Origin of the sequence: Kitasatospora sp. NBC_00039 (genome assembly GCF_045160625.1) — a bacterium.
Classification (GTDB): domain Bacteria; phylum Actinomycetota; class Actinomycetes; order Streptomycetales; family Streptomycetaceae; genus Kitasatospora.
In genome coordinates this window covers 7,814,520-7,833,639 of record NZ_CP108289.1, presented here as the reverse complement: position 1 = coordinate 7,833,639, position 19,120 = coordinate 7,814,520, and the positions used below count along the sequence as shown (strand labels likewise).

Below are 19,120 nucleotides of genomic sequence, written 5' to 3'. Positions count from 1 at the left end.
CCCATGAGCAGCACCGCACCCGCGTCCCGTCGCCGGTGGCGTCCGTCCGCCGGGCGCCAGCACCACGCCGGCCCGTTGACCTACGTCCTGCTCGCGCTGGCCGCCCTGGTCTCGCTCTTCCCGCTGTACTGGAACCTGGTCGCCGCCTCGCACACGGGCGAGCGGGTGGTCGAGGCGCCGGCGCCCCTGCTGCCGGGCTCGCACCTGTTCGACAACCTGGCGTTCGCGTGGAACCAGGTCGACATGGGCCGGGCCCTGGTCAACACCACCGTGGTGGCCGCTCTGGTGGCGCTGTCCACCGTGCTGTTCGCGACCCTGGCCGGGTTCGCCTTCGCCAAACTGCCCTTCCGGGGCCGCAACGTGCTGCTCGCCGTGGTCGTCGCCACCATGACCATCCCGCCGCAGCTCAGCGTCATCCCGCTCTACCGGATCATCACGGACCTGGGCTGGGTGGACCAGCTGCAGTCGGTGGTGCTGCCCTCCCTGGTCGCCGCGTTCGGGGTCTTCTTCATGCGGCAGTACCTGATCGAAGCCCTGCCGGTGGAGCTGGTGGAGGCCGCCCGGGTGGATGGCGCGCACAGCCTGCGGATCATCTGGCACGTGGTGTTCCCGGTGGCGCGGCCGGCGATGGCCGTGCTCGGCATGCTGGTCTTCGTCCAGGCCTGGAACGACTTCTTCTGGCCCTTCATCGCGCTCACCCCGGACGGCAACCCCACCCTCCAGGTCGCCCTCGCCGGCCTCGGGTCGGGCAATCACAGCGTCGACCAGGCGATCGTGCTGACCGGCGCGCTCATCTCCACGGTGCCGCTGCTGTTGGTCTTCGCGCTGCTGGGGAAGCACATCGTGGGCGGCATCACCGCCGGCGCCGTCAAGAACTGAACCACCCTCCGAACCCGAATCCCCTCACCGTTGGGAGCCGTACATGGCCCTCACCCCTGCCGCCCCGCTGCCCCGGTTCCCGGCCGGATTCCTCTGGGGCGCGGCCACCTCCGCCTACCAGGTGGAGGGCGCCGCCGCCGAGGACGGCCGCACCGCCTCGATCTGGGACACCTTCTGCCGCACCCCGGGCAAGGTCTTCCAGGGCCACACCGGCGAGGTCGCGGTCGACCACTACCACCGCTTCCGCGAAGACGTGCGGCTGATGGCCGAGCTCGGCCTGACCGCCTACCGCTTCTCCGTCTCCTGGCCGCGGGTCCAGCCCACCGGCCACGGCCCGGTCGTCCAGCAGGGCCTGGACTTCTACCGCCGCCTCGCCGACGAGCTGCTCGCCGCGGGGATCACCCCCGTCGCCACGCTCTACCACTGGGACCTCCCGCAGGAGCTGGAGTCGTCCGGCGGCTGGCCCGAGCGCCCGACCGCCGAGCGGTTCGCCGAATACGCCGCGCTGGTGGGCGAGGCGCTCGGGGACCGGGTCGGCCACTGGACCACCCTCAACGAGCCCTGGTGCAGCGCCTTCCTCGGCTACGGCTCCGGTGTCCACGCCCCCGGCCGCACCGACCCGGTGGCCGCCCTGCGGGCCGCCCACCACCTGAACCTCGGCCACGGCCTGGCCGTCACGGCGCTGCGCGGCGTGCTGCCCCCCACCGCCCGGCTGTCGGTCTCGCTCAACCTGCACGCACTGCGCCCGCTCACCCCGTCCGCCGCCGACCAGGACGCCGTGCGCCACATCGACGCCGTCGGCAACCGGGTCTTCCTCGGCCCGATGCTGGAGGGCGGCTACCCCGAGGACCTGCTGGGCGACACGGCCCACCTCACCGACTGGGCCTTCGTCCGGGCCGGCGACGCGAAGGCGATCCACCAGCCGCTGGACTGGCTGGGCGTCAACTACTACACGCCCACGGTGGTCTCCGCGACCGCCGAGGACGCCGTCCCCGCCCGCGAGGACGGCCACGGCGGCGGTACGGCCTCACCCTGGCCGGGAGCGGACCAGGTCGGCTTCCACCCGGCACCGGGCGAGCGGACCGCGATGGGGTGGGCGGTCGACGCCTCCGGGCTGCACCAGTTGCTGACCGGCCTGGCGAGGCGCTACCCGCGCCTGCCGCTGGTGGTCACCGAGAACGGCGCGGCGTACGCGGACGAACCCGGTGCCGACGGAACGGTCGACGACCCGGAGCGCACCGCCTACCTCCACGCCCACCTGGCGGAGGTCCACCGGGCGGCCGCCGACGGCGCCGACCTGCGCGGCTACTTCGCCTGGTCCCTGCTGGACAACTTCGAGTGGGCGTACGGCTACGCGAAACGCTTCGGCCTGGTCCACGTCGACTACTCCACCCTGACCCGCACCCCGAAGTCCAGCGCCCGCTGGTACGGACGGGTGGCCCGTACCGGCGAGCTGCACCCGCCGGTCGGCCCGTAGGACGGCGGGCCCGCGGTCGGTGTCGGACGGCCCGTCCGACACCGGCCGCCGGGCGCTGCTCCACCGGGCGCGCCGACCGTGCGAGGTCCCGTTCGCGCCGGCGCGGCGCGGCCTACGCCGGGGCCGGCGGCCACCTCGTGCTCGGCCCCCGCACCGGCTACGCCGACCAGGAGGCCCGGGCGTGCCACGAGACCGCTCCGCCACGGCTCGCCGCCGCCGCGGGCGCCTGGTACGACGAGTCAGCAACCTGCCCTCGGACCTCCCACTGCGTACCGTCCCGGGCAGCCCGCTGGAGCTTCCGGCCGGCGCGACCGCGACCCGCTGGGTCGAGGGCCTCACCGCCACCGACGCGACCGTGCCGGCCGGGTACGACCACCCGCCCTTCGGCCGCTGGTCCGCCGTCACCACCCGCGCCCACGGCGCGGGCCGGGTGACCTGCGTCGGCACGGTGCCCGGCCGCGACCTGGCCCGAGCCGTGGCCACCTGGCTGGCCCCCGCTCCCGCGAGCGGCTGGCACGACCTGCCCGTCTCCGTCACCGCGAGCACCGGTACGGCCCCCGACGGGCGCCGCGTCCACGTGGTGCACAACTGGAGCTGGCAGCCCGCCGAGGCCTCCGCGCCCACGGACCTGGTCGACGTGCTGGGCGGCGCCCCGGTGCCCGGCGGCGGGTCGGTCTCCCTCCGCGCCTGGGACGTGTGGATCTTCGCCGCCGACCGAGGAACGATGTGAAGGGGGCGGCGGGCTCCTGCCGGCCCACCGCCCCCGTTCCCCTCAGTGGAACGTCCGCTACTCCACCGAGAAGCAGTAGGCCGTCGTCGAGCGGAACTCCTCACCGGGGCGCAGGACGGTGGAGGGGTACTCGGGACGGTTCGGCGAGTCGGGGAAGTGCTGCGTCTCCAGCGCGATGCCCGCGTACGCGTGGTAGGGGCGGCCGGAGCGGCCGGTCAGCGAGCCGTCGAAGTGGCTGCCGGTGTAGACTTGGAGCCCCGGCTCCGTCGTCAGGCACTCGACGCGCCGGCCGCTGGCCGGGTGGCTCAGCACGGCGACCTTCCGGAACCCGTTCCCGTCGAGCACCCAGTTGTGGTCGAAGCCCGCGCCGGCCCGGCGGATCTGCGGGTCCATGTGGGCTACGCGCTCGCCGATCACCGCCGCCTCGCGCAGGTCGAAGGGCGTGCCGGCGACCCGGGCGATCGGGTCGACCGGGATCAGCTCCCCGTCGACCGGCAGGTACTCGGGGGCCTCGACCCGGAGCAGGTGGTCGAGCACCGTCCCGCTGCCCTCGCCGGCCAGGTTGAAGTACGCGTGGTTGGCGAGGTTGACCACCGTCGGGGCGTCCGTGGTCGCCCGGTAGCCGATCCACAGGGCACCGGCCGGGTCGAGCAGGTACGTCACCTCGACGGTGAGCGCCCCCGGGAACCCCTGGTCGCCGTCGGGGCTGTGCAAGCGCAGGCGCACTCCGGCCCGCCTGCCCTCCCGGACGGGCACGCCGTCCCAGAGCCGGGTGGCGAAGCCGTCCGGGCCGCCGTGCAGGGTGTGGCCGTTGGGCTGGGTCGCCAGCCGGTGTGTCGTGCCGTCGAGCGGCAGCAGGCCGTCGGCGATCCGGTTGGCGTACCGGCCGACCGTGGCACCGAGGTAGGCGGCCTCGCCGAGCAGGTCCTCGACGCCCTCGCAGCCGAGGACGACGTTCGCCCGCCGACCGTGCCGGTCCGGCGCGTACAGGGCCTGGAGGCGGGCACCCAGGTCGAGCACCTCCACCGTCAGGCCCTCCGGCGAGCCGATGGTCCAGCCGGTGACGGGCTGCCCGTCCGGGAGGGTGGCGGCGACCTCCTGGCAGACCGTCAGTTCACCCGGGGACACGAGTGCGTCTCTCGGCACGGGTTGCTCCGTTCTTGCGGGCCGGTGGGAAACGGCGACGCCCGCCGGGCGGGCGGGCGTCGCCGGTCCTGGGCAGGGGTCTCACAGCCCCTGGGCCAGGCGGTGGTAGGCCTGGTTCCAGCGCAGTTCCTTGGTGAACCGGCGGATGTTCGTGTCGTCGTCGATCACCAGCAGCTCCACACCGATCATCTCGGCGAGGTCCTCCAGCTCCTCGACCCCGAGCGCGCCGGAGAGCACGGTGTGGTGCGGTGCGCCGGCCGTCAGCCAGGCCTCGGTGGAGGTGTGCAGGTCCGGACGCGGCTTCCAGACGGCGCGGGCGACGGGCAGGTTGGGCAGCGGCGCCGGCGGCTCGACCACGTCGACCTCGTTGGCGACCAGCCGGAAGCGGTCGCCGAGGTCGGCCAGGCCGACCACCACCGCGGGACCGGGCTCGGCGTCGAAGACCAGCCGGACCGGGTCCTCGCGCCCGCCGATGGCGAGCGGGTGGATCTCGCAGGAGGGGGTGGCCGCCGCGATGCTCGGGCAGACCTCCAGCATGTGCGCGCCGAGGATCAGCTCGCGGCCGAACTCCAGGTGGTACGTGTAGTCCTCCATGAAGGAGGTGCCGCCGGTCAGTCCGGTGGCGGCCACCTTGAGGGTGCGCAGCAGGGTGGCGGTCTTCCAGTCGCCCTCGCCGCCGAAGCCGTAGCCGTCGGCCATCAGCCGCTGCACGGCGAGGCCGGGCAGCTGGCGCAGTCCGCCGAGGTCCTCGAAGTTGGTGGTGAAGGCCTTGAAACCGCCCTGATCCAGGAAGCCCCGCAGGCCGAGTTCGATCCGCGCCGCGTAGCGCAGCGACTCGTGGCGCTCCCCGCCGGCCCGCAGCTCGGGGGCGAGGCGGTAGCCGTCCTCGTACTCCTTGGCCAGCGCGGTGACGTCGCCGTCCTCCGTCGCGTCCACGGCGGCGACGAGGTCGTTGACGCCGTAGGTGTTGACGGAGACGCCGAAGCGGCGCTGGGCCTCGACCTTGTCGCCCTCGGTGACGGCGACGTCGCGCATGTTGTCGCCGAAGCGGGCGAGCTTGAGGCCGCGGAGTTCGGCGCGGCCGGCGGCGGCGCGGGCCCAGGTGGCAACCCTGGCGGAGACGGCCGGGTCGGTGACGTGTCCGGCGACGGTCTTGCGCGGGACGCCGAGGCGGGACTGGATGTAGCCGAACTCGCGGTCGCCGTGGGCGGCCTGGTTCAGGTTCATGAAGTCCATGTCGATGGCCTGCCAGGGAAGTTCGACATTGGCCTGGGTGTGCAGGTGGAGCAGCGGCTTCTGCAGGGCGTCCAGACCGGCGATCCACATCTTCGCCGGGGAGAACGTGTGCATCCAGGCGATCAGGCCGATGCAGCCGTCCTCGGAGTTGGCCTCCAGGCAGATCCGGCGGATCGCGTCGGCGTCCGTGAGGACGGGCTTCCAGACGACCTCGACCGGCAGGAGGAGGTCTCGGTTCAGGGCTTCGGCGATCCGCTGGGACTGTTCCGCGACCTGGCGCAGCGTGTCCTCGCCGTAGAGTCCCTGACTGCCGGTCAGGAACCAGACCTCGCGGCCCTCCATCGGCTTCTTCATGGGGTGGCTCCTCACCGGCCCTGGGGCTGGCCGTAGACGTTCTGGTAGCGGAAGTTGAGACTGTCGATGTCCGCCTGGGCGATCGGCAGGGGCTCGCCGAGCTGGCGGGAGAGGTGGACGGTGCGGGCGACGTCCTCGCACATCACGGCGGCCTTGACCGCCGCCTCGGCGTCCTTGCCGATGGTGAACACGCCGTGGTTCTGCATCAGGACGGCGGGCGAGCGGTGGCCCTTGAGGGTGTCCACGATGCCCCGGCCGATCGAGTCGTCGCCGATCAGGGCGAAGGGACCGACCGGGATCTCGGCGCCGAACTCGTCGGCCATCGCGGTGAGGACGCAGGGCACGGCCTCGCCCCGGGCCGCCCAGGCGCAGGCGTAGGTGGAGTGGGTGTGGACCACCCCGCCGACCTCGGGGAGGTGGCGGTAGACGTAGGCGTGCGCGGCGGTGTCGGAGGACGGCGCATGGCCGCCTTCGACGACGTTGCCGTCCAGATCGCAGACGATCATGTTCTGCGGTGTCAGCTCGTCGTAGGAGACGCCGCTGGGCTTGATCACGAGCAGGTCCTCGCCGGGGACGCGGGCCGAGACGTTGCCGGCGGTCCAGACCACCAGGTTGTAGCGGACCAGTTCCTGGTGCAGGTCGCTGACCTGTCGGCGGATGAGGTCGATGGTCGCGTTCGCGTTCACAATGCCTCGCTCGGTGTGGTGAGGGCGGCGTTCCGGATGTCGCGCAGGCGGTGCAGGAGCTTGTCGGCGCCGAGGCCGAAGTGGTCGTGCAGGGCGCGGTACTCGGCGAAGAGCCGGTCGTACACGTCGGCGGCGGCCGGGTCCGGCCGGTAGGCGCCCCGCTGCACCCGGCCCATGGCGTCGGCCGCGGTCCGTACGTCCGGGTACGCCCCGGCGGCGACCGCGGCATGGATCGCCGAGCCGAGCGCGGGACCCTGCTCCGACTCGGCCACCGAGACCGGGCGGCGCAGTACGTCGGCGTAGATCTGCATCAGCAGGGCGTTCTTCTTGAGGCCGCCGGTGACGATGAACTCGGTGACCGGGACGCCACCGCGTTCCAGGGCCTCGACGATGACCCGGGTGCCGAAGGCGGTGGCCTCCAGCAGGGCCCGGTAGATCTCCTCGGGGCGGGTGGCGAGGGTGAGTCCGACGATCACGCCGGACAGGTGGTGGTCGACCAGGGTGGAGCGGTTGCCGTTCATCCAGTCGAGCGCCACCAGGCCGTGGGCGCCGACGGGTTGGGCGGCGGCCTTGCGGCTGAGCAGCCGGTGCAGGTCCTCGCCGTCGGCCTCGGCCTCGGCCAGGTAGTCGGCGGGCACGCCCTGGCGCAACCACCAGGCGAAGATGTCGCCGACGGCGCTCTGGCCGGCCTCGTAGCCGTAGGAGCCGGCGACGATGCCGTCCTCGACCACGCCGCAGATGCCGGGGACGTCCGCGAGCGTCGCGCCGTTGACGACGTGACAGGTGGACGTGCCCATGATGGCGAGGAGCCGGCCGTTGTCGACGGCGCGGGCGGCCGGGGCGGCGACGTGGGCGTCGACGTTGCCGGCGGCGACCGCGATGCCCTCCGGCAGACCGGTCCACTGCGCCGCCCGTGCGGTGAGGGAACCGACCCGGGAGCCGAGCGGGGAGAGCGGGTGCTCCAGGCGGGTGCGGGCGAAGTCGGCGAAGTCCGGGTGGAGCGCGGCGAGGTAGTCCTCGCTCGGGTAACTCCCGTCCTGGTGGATGCCCTTGTAGCCGGCCGTGCAGGCGTTGCGGCTCTCGGCGCCGGTGAGCTGCCAGACGATCCAGTCGGCGGCCTCGATCCAGCGGGCGGTCGCGGCGTAGACGGCCGGGTCCTCCTCCAGGACCTGGAGTGCCTTGGCGTACTGCCACTCGGCGGAGATCCGGCCACCGTAGCGGGAGATCCACTTCTCGCCCCTGGCGTGGGCCAGGGCGTTGATCCGGTCGGCCTGGCCCTGGGCGGCGTGGTGCTTCCAGAGCTTGGGCCAGGCATGCGGGCGGGTCACCCACACGGACGTCTCGGCGAGCGGGGTGCCGTCGGCGAGCACCGGCAGGACGGTGCAGGCCGTGAAGTCGGTGGCGATCCCGATGACGTGCGCCGGGTCGACCCCGGCGGCGGCGAGTGCGGCCGGGACGGCGGTGCGCAGCACCTCGCGCCAGTCACCGGGGTGCTGCAGCGCCCAGTCGGGCGGGAGCGGCCGGCCGGCGCCGGGCAGTTCGCGCTCGATGACGGCGTGCGGGTAGTCGTGGACGGCGGTTCCCACCTCCTCACCGTCCCGCACCCGGACCACCACGGCACGGCCGGAGAGAGTGCCGAAGTCGATTCCGACCACGTAGCGGTCCGGATCCGGAACGGCGGGATTGATGGTCACGTGTGCTCATCCTTCGTACGGGGGAACGGCGTTGGTGCCGTGAGCAACTGTTGTCGCCTGTCGCCGGCGCGGTCCATGACCGGGGCAGGGGGGAGCACACCGGCGACAGGCGCCGCTCCGCTACCTCTCCCTCATAGAGGGCGGAACGCGGGGGCCACCGGCCGAGCACTCAGAAGCGGGATGTCAGTGCTCGGCCGGTGGAGCTGGGGGGCTCTTGTTAACGCTCACAGGAATTGTGAACGCTAACAAAATCCGTGTCAAGAGAAGTTCCCTGGTCGGCAGCTAGGTTCGGAACGAGAGGACAGGGGCGTTACCGCGGACCTGTCGGCGGTTCAACGCCGGGCAGCGGGGCCCACACTGTGGCGCAGCACCAGCTCCGGGGAGATCTGCACCTGGGCCGGAGAGGGCGCGGTGCCCTCCAGCTCCTCGACGAGCAGTTCCAGAGCCCGCCTGCCGAGTTCGCCGAAGTCCTGCCGCACGGTGGTCAGCGGCGGGATGAAGTAGGCGGCCTCCGGAATGTCGTCGAAGCCGACCACGCTGATCTCCGCCGGGACCGACCGGCCGGCCTCGTTCAGGGCACGCAGCAGGCCGAGGGCCATCTGATCGTTGGCGCAGAAGACGGCGGTGACATCGGACAGTTTGGCGATCCTCAGTCCCGCCTGGTAGCCCGAGCGGGCGCTCCAGTCGCCACGCTCCACCTCCGGCACGGGGGCTCCCGCCGCCTGCAGCGTGAGGCGCCACCCTTCCTCTCGGTCCTGGCTCTCCACCCAGTTCGCCGGTCCCGCCACGTGGTGCACGGTGCGGTGGCCCAGGTCGAGCAGGTGCCCGGTGGCCTCTCCGGCACCGAAGCGGTTGCCCACCGACACCATCGGCACCTGCGTCTGCTTGCCCGATCCGACCGCGACGACCGGCACCGAGCTGGAGAGCCGGGCCACCGCGCTGACGGCGGAGGTCTGCGGCGCGATCACCACGACGCCCTCCACCCCCTGGTCGCGCAGCCGGTCGACGGCCTCCTGGACCGATCGGCCGTCCAGCGAGCGCAGGCTGGTCACGCTGACGAAGTACCCGGCGCTGCGTGCGGCCTGCTCGATTCCGTCCAGCATCGAGGCGGGCCCGTAGAGCGTCGAGTCGAAGCTGACGACGCCAAGGGTCTGCGAACGACGGGTGACCAGGGCGCGGGCGGCGGAGTTGGGCCGGTAGTCCAGCTCCCGGATGGCCGCCAGCACCCGGTCCCGGGTGTCCGGCCGGACGTGCGGCGCACCGTTGAGCACCCGGGACACCGTCTGGTGGGACACACCCGCCAGTTTCGCCACGTCCGCCATCACGGGCTGGCGCTGTTCCGTCCCGGCACTCTCGGTTCCCACTCGCAGTCCCCTCCTCGACTGTGACCACAGTACGCGACCAGGTCCAGGCCAATTCGTCACCCTCGGTCCGAAGGGTGGTCCTCTTCTTACCAGCCCTTCAGGCCGCCGGCATGTGGCCATTGCGGCAAGTGAGCGCTCTGGAGTTCGCCCCGACCATCAAAAGGGGCCGGATCGGACACCACGGGCACCTATGTGATCTCGACGCCTCCGACGCCTTCCCGCTTCGCAGTCGGGTCACACCGTCGAAGGCCGGAACCGCGGAATCGCGTGCCCACCCGGTGACACCGTCCGGGGCACCACAGCCGGGCCGAAGCAGCCGGGCGGAAAACAGGCGGGCAAAGCAGCCGGGCCCCGGCTCCGCTCGCTGCGGAACCGGGGCCCGGCCGGGAGGCTCGCCCTCCGGGAGGGTCGTCAGCCGAACGCCCACCGCTGGTTGTCGCCACCCCAGCAGCTCCACAACTGGACGGGCGTGCCGTTCGCGACCGCCGCCCCGGCGACGTCCAGGCACCGGCCGGACTGGACGCCCGAGACGCTGCCGTCACCGTTGAACCGCCACTGCTGGTTGGCACCGCCGTTGCAGGGCCAGGTCACCACCTTGGTGCCGTCGGCGGTTCCGCGCGCGTAGGCGTCCAGGCACAGCGTGGTGCCGGAGACGTTCACGGTGAGCCGGCCGTCTGCCGTGCGGGTCCAGGCCTGGTTCGCTCCTCCGGAGCACGTGTAGATCTGCGACTGCACACCGGACGTGGTGGAGGCGTTCGGTACGTCCAGGCACTTGCCCGAACCCGCCCCGCGCAGCGCACCCGTGCCGGCGACGGCGGACTCGGCGTAGCCGGCGGCCACCACGTTGGCCTGGACGGCGTTCTCGGTCGCGTCCGACGGGTAGCCGCTGGTCATCACGCCTTCGTAGAAGGTGCCCCGAGCGCCCTTGCTGTTGTCACCGCCGATGCCGAGGATGATCGCGCCCTCCTTGTGCATCGGGTTGTAGCCCGACGCGTTCGGGCGCGGTCCCGAGTAGAACGTCGACAGGCCGCCGGACCGGGCGTCGCCGGCGCGGATCGCCCACTGGTTCGGCGCGCCCTTGACCATGGCGGTCAGGAAGCGGTGGTTGACCGTCGGGTCGTTGGCGTTGTAGCCCGTGTTGACCCCGGAGAACAGGCCGTTTTCGAGATCGGCCATCACCCAGGGGCCCGGGCCGCTGCCGTAGCCCCAGACCTTGATGTTGCCGAAGTAGATCGCCTCCATGTGACCGTTGCCGGTGTCGTTGTTGCTCGTCTCGGCGTTGCCGTAGTCGAAGCAGCAACCACCGTTGTCGTGCGTGCCGTCGAGGATCGCGTACATCCCCTCGGGCTGGTCGCCGGTCGCGATGCCCGAGGTGTGGTTGTTGCGGTACCCGGTGCCGGGCGCCACGTAGACGCCGTACGCCTTGTGACCGTTGAGCGTGGCGGGTGCGAGGGTCGCGACGGCGAGGTCGTCCGGGCCTGGTGCGGCCCCGCCGCCGGGCGCCTGGGTGAGGTGGTTGCGCCTCCCGCTCTGGTCGTAGATCACGCTGATGACGCAGGTGGTGCCGGCGCAGAACGCGTCCTGCGCGGCGGCGTCGGCGTAGCCGCCCGCGCCCAGGGCGTCGATGTCCCGGACCGCTTTGTCCGACGAGCGCGTGACCTGGTAGAGCGGCCCGCCGTAACCGGAGTACAGCGCGCGGGTGGTGCTGTGCGCGGCCACGCAGGGCGTCCCGCCCGCGGCGTAGATGTCGCACGGCCCCTGCGCGGCCGCCTGCGCCACGCCGCTCGTCGCGGTGGCACCGGCCAGTGCGCCGACCAGGACGGCGAGGGCGGCCCCGGCTCGGGAGAGGCGACGCAGCGCACCGCCTCCGTGGATCCTCCGCATCGTCCTTCTGTTGTCACTCATGGCGTCTCCTGCTCATCCTTTAGCGCGACTAGGGAGCATGTGAGCGTTAACAACTCTGGACAGTGCCCCTTCAGCCGTCTTCCGTCAAGGCTTCTGACAAATCCCGCCGCCCCGGCGCCGGGCCGCCGCCGAAGGGCCGGCGTCGCCTCGACGCCACCCGTTCGCCAGCCGGCTGGCGGTCCACGCGCGAGCGACCACACCCACGGGCTCGACTCGGCCATCACGGCCGATCGCCTGACACCAAGCGCGGTGACGAGATCCTGAGCCCGCATCGGATCCCGCCGTCCACCCGTCGATCGCCAAGTCCTCACCCGACGACGTCCGGTAGGCCCCTCCCCTTCGGCCGACGCGCCCCGCTCGCCCCGGCCGACGGCGCACCGCGATCCAACGGTGATCCCGCACCCCTTGACGCCGTTCTTGTGAGCGTTAACAATTCATGTCACGCCAGGCCAGAGCTATCGCCGCCCAACATTCCACAGCGCGAGGGACCACTCCGGCCGGCCCCGCTCGACCGCTCCCAGTCGCCCACCAGGGGTTCTCTGTGCCCGGTCGCGGAACATCACTGGAGGAACTGTGCGGAAGATTTCGGCGGGCCTGGTCGCCGGGGGCCTGGTGCTCTCGCTGGCGGCCTGCGGCCAGAGTGCCAACGGTGCCGGTGACGGCCCCGCCACGGGCGACGCCAAGGGTGGCCTGGTCGGCATCGCGATGCCGACCAAGTCGTCGGAACGCTGGATCAACGACGGCACCAACATGGTCAAGGAGTTCCAGGCCAAGGGCTACAGGACAGACCTGCAGTACGGCGACAACGTGGTGGAGAACCAGGTCTCCCAGGTGGAGAACATGATCACCAAGGGCGCCAAGCTGCTGGTGATCGCGGCCATCGACGGCTCCTCCCTCACCAACGTGCTGCAGAAGGCCGCCGACGCCCACATCCGGGTGATCTCCTACGACCGGCTGATCCGCGGCACGGCGAACGTCGACTACTACGCGACCTTCGACAACACGAAGGTCGGTGTCCTCCAGGGCAGCTACATCGTCGACAAGCTCGGCCTCAAGGACGGCAAGGGGCCGTTCAACATCGAACTGTTCGCCGGTTCGCCGGACGACAACAACGCCACCTTCTTCTTCAACGGCGCGATGAGCGTCCTCAAGCCGTACATCGACCAGAAGAAGCTGGTCGTGCAGAGCGGCCAGACCGACTTCAACCAGGTCGCCACCCTGCGCTGGGACGGCGGTGTCGCCCAGTCCCGGATGGACAACCTGCTGAGCAAGGCCTACACCTCCGCCCACGTCGACGCCGTGCTCTCGCCGTACGACGGCATCTCGATCGGGATCCTGTCCTCGCTCAAGGGCGTCGGGTACGGCACCGTCAAGTCGCTGCCGGTCGTCACGGGCCAGGACGGCGAGCTGGCCTCGGTGAAGTCGATCATCGCGGGCGAGCAGACCCAGACGGTCTACAAGGACACCCGCCAGCTGGCCAAGGCCGCCGTCCAGATGGGCGACGCACTGCTGACCGGCGGAAAGCCCGAGGTCAACGACACCAGCCAGTACAACAACGGCGTGAAGACCGTCCCGGCGCAGCTGCTCCAGCCGGTCAGTGTCGACAAGGACAACTACCAGAAGGTCCTGGTCGACGGCGGTCAGTACACCGCGGACCAGCTCAAGTAGCCCGCGGGGCCCGGCCGACGGGCCCCGCGCCGAGACCGGCGGTACGGAACCCGGGCTCCCCGGAGCCCGGGGCTCCTCCCCCACCGCACCGCCCCGAACGATACGGACGCACACCCATGGCTGGACCCGTTCTCGAGATGCGGTCGATCAGCAAGTCGTTCCCCGGTGTCAAAGCGCTCTCCGAGGTCAACCTGACCGTCGCCGCCGGCGAGGTGCACGCCATCTGCGGCGAGAACGGCGCCGGCAAGTCCACCCTGATGAAGGTGCTCAGCGGCGTCTACCCGCACGGCGCCTACGAGGGCGAGATCCTCTTCGAGGGCGCGCCCTGCCGGTTCAGGGACATCCGGGCCAGCGAGCAGCGCGGCATCGTCATCATCCACCAGGAACTGGCGCTGGTGCCGTACCTGTCCATCGCCGAGAACGTCTTCCTCGGCAACGAGCACGCCTCCCGCGGCATCATCAGCTGGCACCGGACGCTCACCCACGCCGCCGAACTGCTCCGCCAGGTCGGCCTCGACGAGAGCCCGCACACCCGGATCGCCGACCTCGGCGTGGGCAAGCAGCAGCTGGTCGAGATCGCCAAGGCGCTCGCCAAGAAGGTCAAGCTGCTCATCCTGGACGAGCCGACCGCGGCGCTGAACGACGAGGACAGCCGCAAGCTGCTCGACCTGATCCTCGAACTCAAGGCGCAGGGCATCGCCTGCATCATCATTTCCCACAAGCTGAACGAGATCGCCCGGGTCGCCGACGCCGTGACCATCCTGCGCGACGGGCAGACCATCGAGACCATCGCGATCGGCCCCGGGGGCATCTCCGAGGACAGGATCATCCGCGGCATGGTCGGCCGCGACCTGGAGCACCGCTACCCCGAGCGACAGCCCTTCACCGAGGATGGGGCCGACATCGGCGAGGTCGCCTTCGAGGTCGAGGACTGGAGCGTCCGGCACCCCATCGACCAGCAGCGCATGGTGGTGGACGGCGCCTCGCTGAACGTGCGGCGCGGTGAGATCGTGGGCATCGCCGGCCTGATGGGCGCGGGCCGCACCGAGCTGGCGATGAGCGTCTTCGGCCGCTCGTACGGGCGGTGGGCCGCCGGCCGGGTGCGGCTGCACGGCCGGGAGATCCGCACCCGGACGGTGCCCGAGGCGATCGGGCACGGCATCGCGTACGTCACCGAGGACCGCAAGCAGCTCGGCCTCAACCTCATCGACGACATCAGCCGGAACATCTCGCTGAGCGCGCTCGGCAAGGTCTCCCGTAACGGCCGGGTCAACCGGCACGAGGAGACCAGGGTCGCCGAATCCTTCCGGCGCACCATGAACATCAAGGCCCCGACGGTGTTCACCCGGACCGGCACGCTCAGCGGCGGCAACCAGCAGAAGGTCGTCCTCAGCAAGTGGATCTTCGCCGAGCCGGAGGTGCTGATCCTCGACGAGCCCACCCGCGGCATCGACATCGGCGCGAAGGCGGAGATCTACACGGTCATCGCCGAGTTGGCCGCCCAGGGCAAGGCCGTGCTCGTCATCTCGTCCGAACTCCCCGAACTCCTGGGCCTGTGCGACCGGATCTACACCATGGCCGAAGGCCGGATCACCGGCGAGGTGGCCCGTGCCGACGCCACCCAGGAATCCCTCATGCGGCTCATGACCATGAGCGCCGCATCCAGCAACGAGCAGGTGTGAGGCATGGCCCAGACCGAGATCATCCCGGATTCGTCCCCGAAGGCACCGCAGGCCGGCCCCGGCCCCTCCCTCGGCGGCGTACTGGCCCGCGCGCTGCGCGGCAACGTGCGCCAGTACGGCATGCTGCTCGCCCTCGCGCTGATCGTGCTGCTGTTCCAGATCTGGACGGACGGCATCCTGCTCCAGCCGCTCAACATCACCAACCTGATCCAGCAGAACGGCTACATCCTCATCCTGGCGATCGGGATGATGATCGTCATCATCGCCGGGCACATCGACCTCTCGGTCGGCTCGCTGGCCGCCTTCGTGGGGGCCGCCGCTGCGGTGATGATGGTCAAGCACCACTTGCCGTGGCCCGTGACGGTGCTGGCCGCGCTGGTGATCGGCGCCCTCGCCGGCGCCTGGCAGGGCTTCTGGATCGCCTACCTGGGGATCCCGTCCTTCATCGTCACCCTGGCGGGCATGCTGCTCTTCCGCGGCGGCACCCAGATCCTGCTCCAGGGCCAGTCGGTGGCCCCCTTCCCCAAGGGCTTCCAGAGCATCAGCAGCGGCTTCCTTCCGGAGGTCGGACCGCACACCAACTACCACAACCTCACCCTGCTGCTGGGCCTCGCGGTGCTAGCCGTCGCGATCCTCCAGGAGGTGCGCGGTCGGCGGCAGACCGCCTCGTACGGGCTGGAGCCGCTCCCCCTCGCGCTGTTCCTGGCCAAGCTCGCCGTGATCACCGCGGCCGTGGTCGTCTTCACCCTGCTGCTGGCCAGCTACCACGGCGTGCCGATCGTGCTGCTGATCCTCGGTGCGCTGCTGGTCGGCTTCGGCTATCTGATGCGCAACTCCATCATCGGGCGGCACACCTACGCCATCGGCGGCAACGAGCCGGCGGCCAAGCTGTCCGGGGTGAAGAGCAAGCGGGTCGTCTTCCTCGCCTTCACCAACATGGGCGTCCTCGCGGCGCTGGCCGGGCTGGTCTTCGCCGCACGCCTGAACGCCGGCACCCCGCAGGCCGGCATCAACTTCGAGCTGGAGGCCATCGCCGCCGCCTTCATCGGTGGCGCCTCCGCCAGCGGCGGCGTGGGCACCGTCCTCGGAGCGATCATCGGCGGCCTGGTGCTCGGCGTGCTGAACAACGGCATGTCGCTGGTCGGCGTCGGCACCGACTACCAGCAGGTCATCAAGGGCCTGGTGCTGCTCGCGGCCGTCGGGTTCGACGTCTACAACAAGCGCCGGGCCGGTTCCTGACCCCGGAACCACCCCGAACGCCCTCGCCCTCGGCCGTCCTCCATCGGACGGCCGAGGGCGACATGCGTTCGCGCCCCGGCGGACTCGACCAGGTGAGTCGGGCACTTGTTCAGCCCCGTGCCCGATCGTCAAGGCCGGACGTGGACCACGAGAATCTTCGACTGGGCGGCAACCTCCCGCGCACCGGCGGCAACTGATGGACGACACCGAGGGCCGAACACCCCCGGGTCGTCCGATCGATCCCACCGCCGACCGCCGTCGCGCACCGCCTGACCGGGTGGGCGCGTGGTGGCAGGGCCGAAGCAAGGAGTAGCCCCCATGAACGAGACGGATCCCACGGCAGACGGCCGCGGCCGGCGCGGCCGCCCGGCCGCCGGTGGTGTGCGGCGTCCCCGTGGGCGTCACCGTCGGCGCTGGACCACGCTGGGCCTGGCCCTGGGTGTGCCCGGTGTGCTCGGCCCCTACCTGCTGTTCGTGCAGGCCGACTCGAAGGCCGCGTCGGTGGATCCCGACGCCTACTACACGCTGGTGTCCGTCCGCAGCGACAAGGCGCTGGACGTGCCGGGAGCGGACACGGCCGACGGTGCCTGGATACGGCAGATGAACCGCGCGGCCGGCGCCGCGAGCCAGCAGTGGCGGATGCGGCTGACGGGGGACGGCTACTACGAGCTGGAGAACCACGGCAGCCACAAGGTCCTCGGGGTGCGCGGTGACTCCTCGCAGTCCGCCGCCGCGGTCGAGCAGCAGAGCGACCGCGCCTCCGCCGCCCAGCAGTGGCGGATGCAGGACGTCGGGGACGGCGCGGTGAAGTTCGTCTCCCGCGGCAGCGGCATGGTGCTGGACGTGTGGGGCGGCGGCAGCGACGAGGGCGTGCCCCTCATCCAGTACGCCGACCGGGGCAGCACCAACCAGCAGTGGCGGCTCGTCAAGGTATCCGGCACGGGCGGGTACACCTGGCACAACGCGCAGATCGTCGGCGGCGGGTTCGTCACCGGACTGGTCTTCAACCCCGCCCGCAAGGACCTCCTGTACGCCCGGACCGACATCGGCGGCGCGTACCGCTGGGACGCGGCCGCCGGACAGTGGACCTCGCTGACCGACTGGATCGGTGGCGCCGACTGGAACCTGCTCGGGACCGAGAGCCTGGCGACCGACCCGGTCGACCCGAACCGGCTGTACCTCGCCAGCGGCACCTACACCAACGACTGGGCGGGCAACGGCGCGATCCTCCGCTCCACCGACCAGGGCCGCACGTTCCAGCGCACCGACCTGCCGTTCAAGCTGGGCGGCAACGAGGACGGCCGGTCCATGGGCGAGCGGCTGGTGGTGGACCCGTCCGACCACCGCACGCTCCACCTGGGCACCCGCAAGAACGGCCTCTGGCGCAGCAACGACTACGGCGTCACCTGGAACCAGGTCGGCAGCTTCCCGGTCAAGGACGGTGCGAGCAGCGGCGTCGGCCTGTCCTTCGTGACCTTCGGCCCGTCCGGCAGCAGGACGATCTACGTCGGGGTGGCCGACAAGTCGACCTCGCTGTACCGCTCCACCGACGGCGGTGCCAGCTGGCAGGCCGTCCCGGGCCAGCCGACGGGGCAGTTGCCGCAGCACGGTGTGCTGTCCGGTGACGGCTCGTTCTACCTGACGTACACCAACGCGCCCGGCCCGAACGGGGTGACGGCCGGCTCGGTGTGGAAGTACACGCCGTCCACCGGGGCGTGGAAGAACGTCTCGCCGTCCAGCGGCAGTTACGGCTTCGCCGGCCTCGCGGTCGACCCGCAGCACCCGGCCACCGTGATGGTGACGACGCTGGACCGCTGGTGGCCCTCCGACGAGCTCTACCGCTCGACCGACGGCGGTGCCACCTGGAAGGCGCTCGGCGCGAGCTCGGAGCGGGACAACTCCGCGGCGCCCTACGTGGGTACCGGCATCGGGCACTGGATGGGCGCGCTGGCCATCGACCCCTTCGACGCCGGTCACGTGCTGTACGGCACCGGATCGGGCATGTGGGGCAGCAGCGACGTGACGGCGGCGGACAGCGGGCGTCCGACCCACTGGACCATCCCCGCCAAGGGCCTGGAGGAGACCGCGACGCTCGGTCTGGTCAAGCCCCCCGGCCTCCCGCTGATCAGCGCGCTCGGCGACGTCAGCGGGTTCCGGCACGACGACCTCACCAAGGTCCCCGCCAAGGCGCTGAGCGGGCCGCTGTTCACTAACACCACCGGCATCGACTTCGCCCAGGGCAAGCCGGAGTTCATGGTGCGGGTCGGCCTCGGCGGCGCGCAGCACGGCGCCTACTCGACCGACGGCGGAGCCGGCTGGACCCCCTTCGCGACGGCTCCGGTGGGCGACGCGGGCGGCGGTTCCACGGCCGTCTCGGCGGACGGCGGCGCCGTGGTGTGGAGCCCTGCGGGCCAGACGCCGTTCCTCTCGACCAACCGGGGCGCGTCCTGGGCAGCGGTCTCCGGTCTGCCCAAGGACGCGACCGTGGTGGCCGACCGTTCGGCGGCGAACACCTTCTACGCCCTCAGCGGTGGCACCCTGTACGCCTCCACCGACGGCGGTCGGCACTTCACCGCCCGGGCCGCCGGGCTGGGCGACGGGCAGCTCAAGGCGGTCCCGGGTGTCGCCGGTGACCTGTGGATCGCCGGCGGGGGCAACGGGCTGCGGCACTCCACCGACGGCGGGACGAGCTTCCGCAAGCTCGACGGCGTCGAGCAGGCGGGCGCCGTCGGTTTCGGCAAGGCGGCGCCCGGCGCCGGCTACCAGGCCGTCTACCTGAGCGGGAAGGTGAAGGGCGTCAGCGGCCTGTTCCGCTCCACCGACGGCGGCTCGACCTGGGTCCGGATCAACGACGACCAGCACCAGTTCGGCGGGAGCGTCATCAACGTCGTCTCCGGGGACCCCGATGTCTACGGCCGGGTCTACCTGGGCGGCTACGGCCGCGGGGTGGTCTACGGCGACCCGTCCTGACCGGCCCGGCCCGTGGGCGGGCGGCGGATCCGCGTCGCCCGCCCACGGGCCGGCCCCAGGAAACGCCGGACAGAAAGCTGCGTCGGCGCG

General features: G+C 71.6%; 13 protein-coding genes. 7 read left to right on the top strand and 6 right to left on the bottom strand.

What is annotated here, in order from left to right:
- Positions 1 to 3: 3 nt before the first annotated feature.
- The 3 genes from OG286_RS34700 to OG286_RS34690 all read left to right on the top strand — a co-directional run bounded on the left by OG286_RS34700 (position 4) and on the right by OG286_RS34690 (position 3,086).
- Positions 4 to 879 (top strand): carbohydrate ABC transporter permease, encoded by an 876-nt coding sequence (locus OG286_RS34700; protein WP_405358808.1) that lies wholly within the window; start codon positions 4 to 6, stop codon positions 877 to 879.
- Between the two features lie 43 nt (positions 880 to 922).
- Positions 923 to 2,356 carry a GH1 family beta-glucosidase gene (locus OG286_RS34695; RefSeq protein ID WP_405358809.1) on the top strand — a complete coding sequence of 478 codons (1,434 nt, stop codon included), beginning with the start codon at positions 923 to 925 and terminating at the stop codon, positions 2,354 to 2,356.
- Between the two features lie 181 nt (positions 2,357 to 2,537).
- The gene (locus OG286_RS34690) at positions 2,538 to 3,086 is read left to right on the top strand and encodes a hypothetical protein (protein ID WP_405358810.1); all 549 of its coding nucleotides are present in this window, start codon (positions 2,538 to 2,540) and stop codon (positions 3,084 to 3,086) included.
- Between the two features lie 57 nt (positions 3,087 to 3,143).
- On the opposite strand, the gene OG286_RS34685 is transcribed toward OG286_RS34690, so the two are convergent.
- The 6 genes from OG286_RS34685 to OG286_RS34660 all read right to left on the bottom strand — a co-directional run bounded on the left by OG286_RS34685 (position 3,144) and on the right by OG286_RS34660 (position 11,471).
- Positions 3,144 to 4,232, bottom strand: coding sequence for an aldose epimerase family protein (locus tag OG286_RS34685; RefSeq protein WP_396321276.1), 1,089 nt, complete (start codon positions 4,230 to 4,232; stop codon positions 3,144 to 3,146).
- Between the two features lie 81 nt (positions 4,233 to 4,313).
- On the bottom strand, positions 4,314 to 5,822 hold the full coding sequence (araA, locus tag OG286_RS34680; protein ID WP_396321275.1) for an L-arabinose isomerase: 1,509 nt from the start codon (positions 5,820 to 5,822) through the stop codon (positions 4,314 to 4,316).
- An 11-nt stretch (positions 5,823 to 5,833) separates the two neighbouring features.
- Positions 5,834 to 6,508 (bottom strand): L-ribulose-5-phosphate 4-epimerase, encoded by a 675-nt coding sequence (locus tag OG286_RS34675; RefSeq protein WP_396321274.1) that lies wholly within the window; start codon positions 6,506 to 6,508, stop codon positions 5,834 to 5,836.
- The gene (locus tag OG286_RS34670; protein WP_396321273.1) at positions 6,505 to 8,202 is read right to left on the bottom strand and encodes a ribulokinase; all 1,698 of its coding nucleotides are present in this window, start codon (positions 8,200 to 8,202) and stop codon (positions 6,505 to 6,507) included. The genes OG286_RS34675 and OG286_RS34670 overlap by 4 nt, the downstream gene beginning before the upstream one ends.
- Positions 8,203 to 8,534: 332 nt before the next feature.
- The gene (locus tag OG286_RS34665; protein ID WP_396321307.1) at positions 8,535 to 9,524 is read right to left on the bottom strand and encodes a LacI family DNA-binding transcriptional regulator; all 990 of its coding nucleotides are present in this window, start codon (positions 9,522 to 9,524) and stop codon (positions 8,535 to 8,537) included.
- Between the two features lie 453 nt (positions 9,525 to 9,977).
- On the bottom strand, positions 9,978 to 11,471 hold the full coding sequence (locus OG286_RS34660; RefSeq protein WP_396321272.1) for an arabinofuranosidase catalytic domain-containing protein: 1,494 nt from the start codon (positions 11,469 to 11,471) through the stop codon (positions 9,978 to 9,980).
- Positions 11,472 to 12,044: 573 nt separating this feature from the next.
- On the opposite strand from OG286_RS34660, the gene chvE reads away from it, so the two are divergent.
- The 4 genes from chvE (at position 12,045) to OG286_RS34640 (ending at position 19,030) form a co-directional block, all read left to right on the top strand.
- Positions 12,045 to 13,139, top strand: a complete 1,095-nt coding sequence (gene chvE / locus OG286_RS34655) for a multiple monosaccharide ABC transporter substrate-binding protein (protein ID WP_396321271.1) — start codon at positions 12,045 to 12,047, stop codon at positions 13,137 to 13,139.
- 116 nt (positions 13,140 to 13,255) lie between these two features.
- On the top strand, positions 13,256 to 14,821 hold the full coding sequence (gene mmsA, locus OG286_RS34650; protein WP_396321270.1) for a multiple monosaccharide ABC transporter ATP-binding protein: 1,566 nt from the start codon (positions 13,256 to 13,258) through the stop codon (positions 14,819 to 14,821).
- 3 nt (positions 14,822 to 14,824) lie between these two features.
- On the top strand, positions 14,825 to 16,060 hold the full coding sequence (mmsB, locus tag OG286_RS34645; protein WP_396321269.1) for a multiple monosaccharide ABC transporter permease: 1,236 nt from the start codon (positions 14,825 to 14,827) through the stop codon (positions 16,058 to 16,060).
- A 318-nt stretch (positions 16,061 to 16,378) separates the two neighbouring features.
- Positions 16,379 to 19,030 carry an RICIN domain-containing protein gene (locus OG286_RS34640; protein WP_405366002.1) on the top strand — a complete coding sequence of 884 codons (2,652 nt, stop codon included), beginning with the start codon at positions 16,379 to 16,381 and terminating at the stop codon, positions 19,028 to 19,030.
- Positions 19,031 to 19,120: the final 90 nt, after the last annotated feature.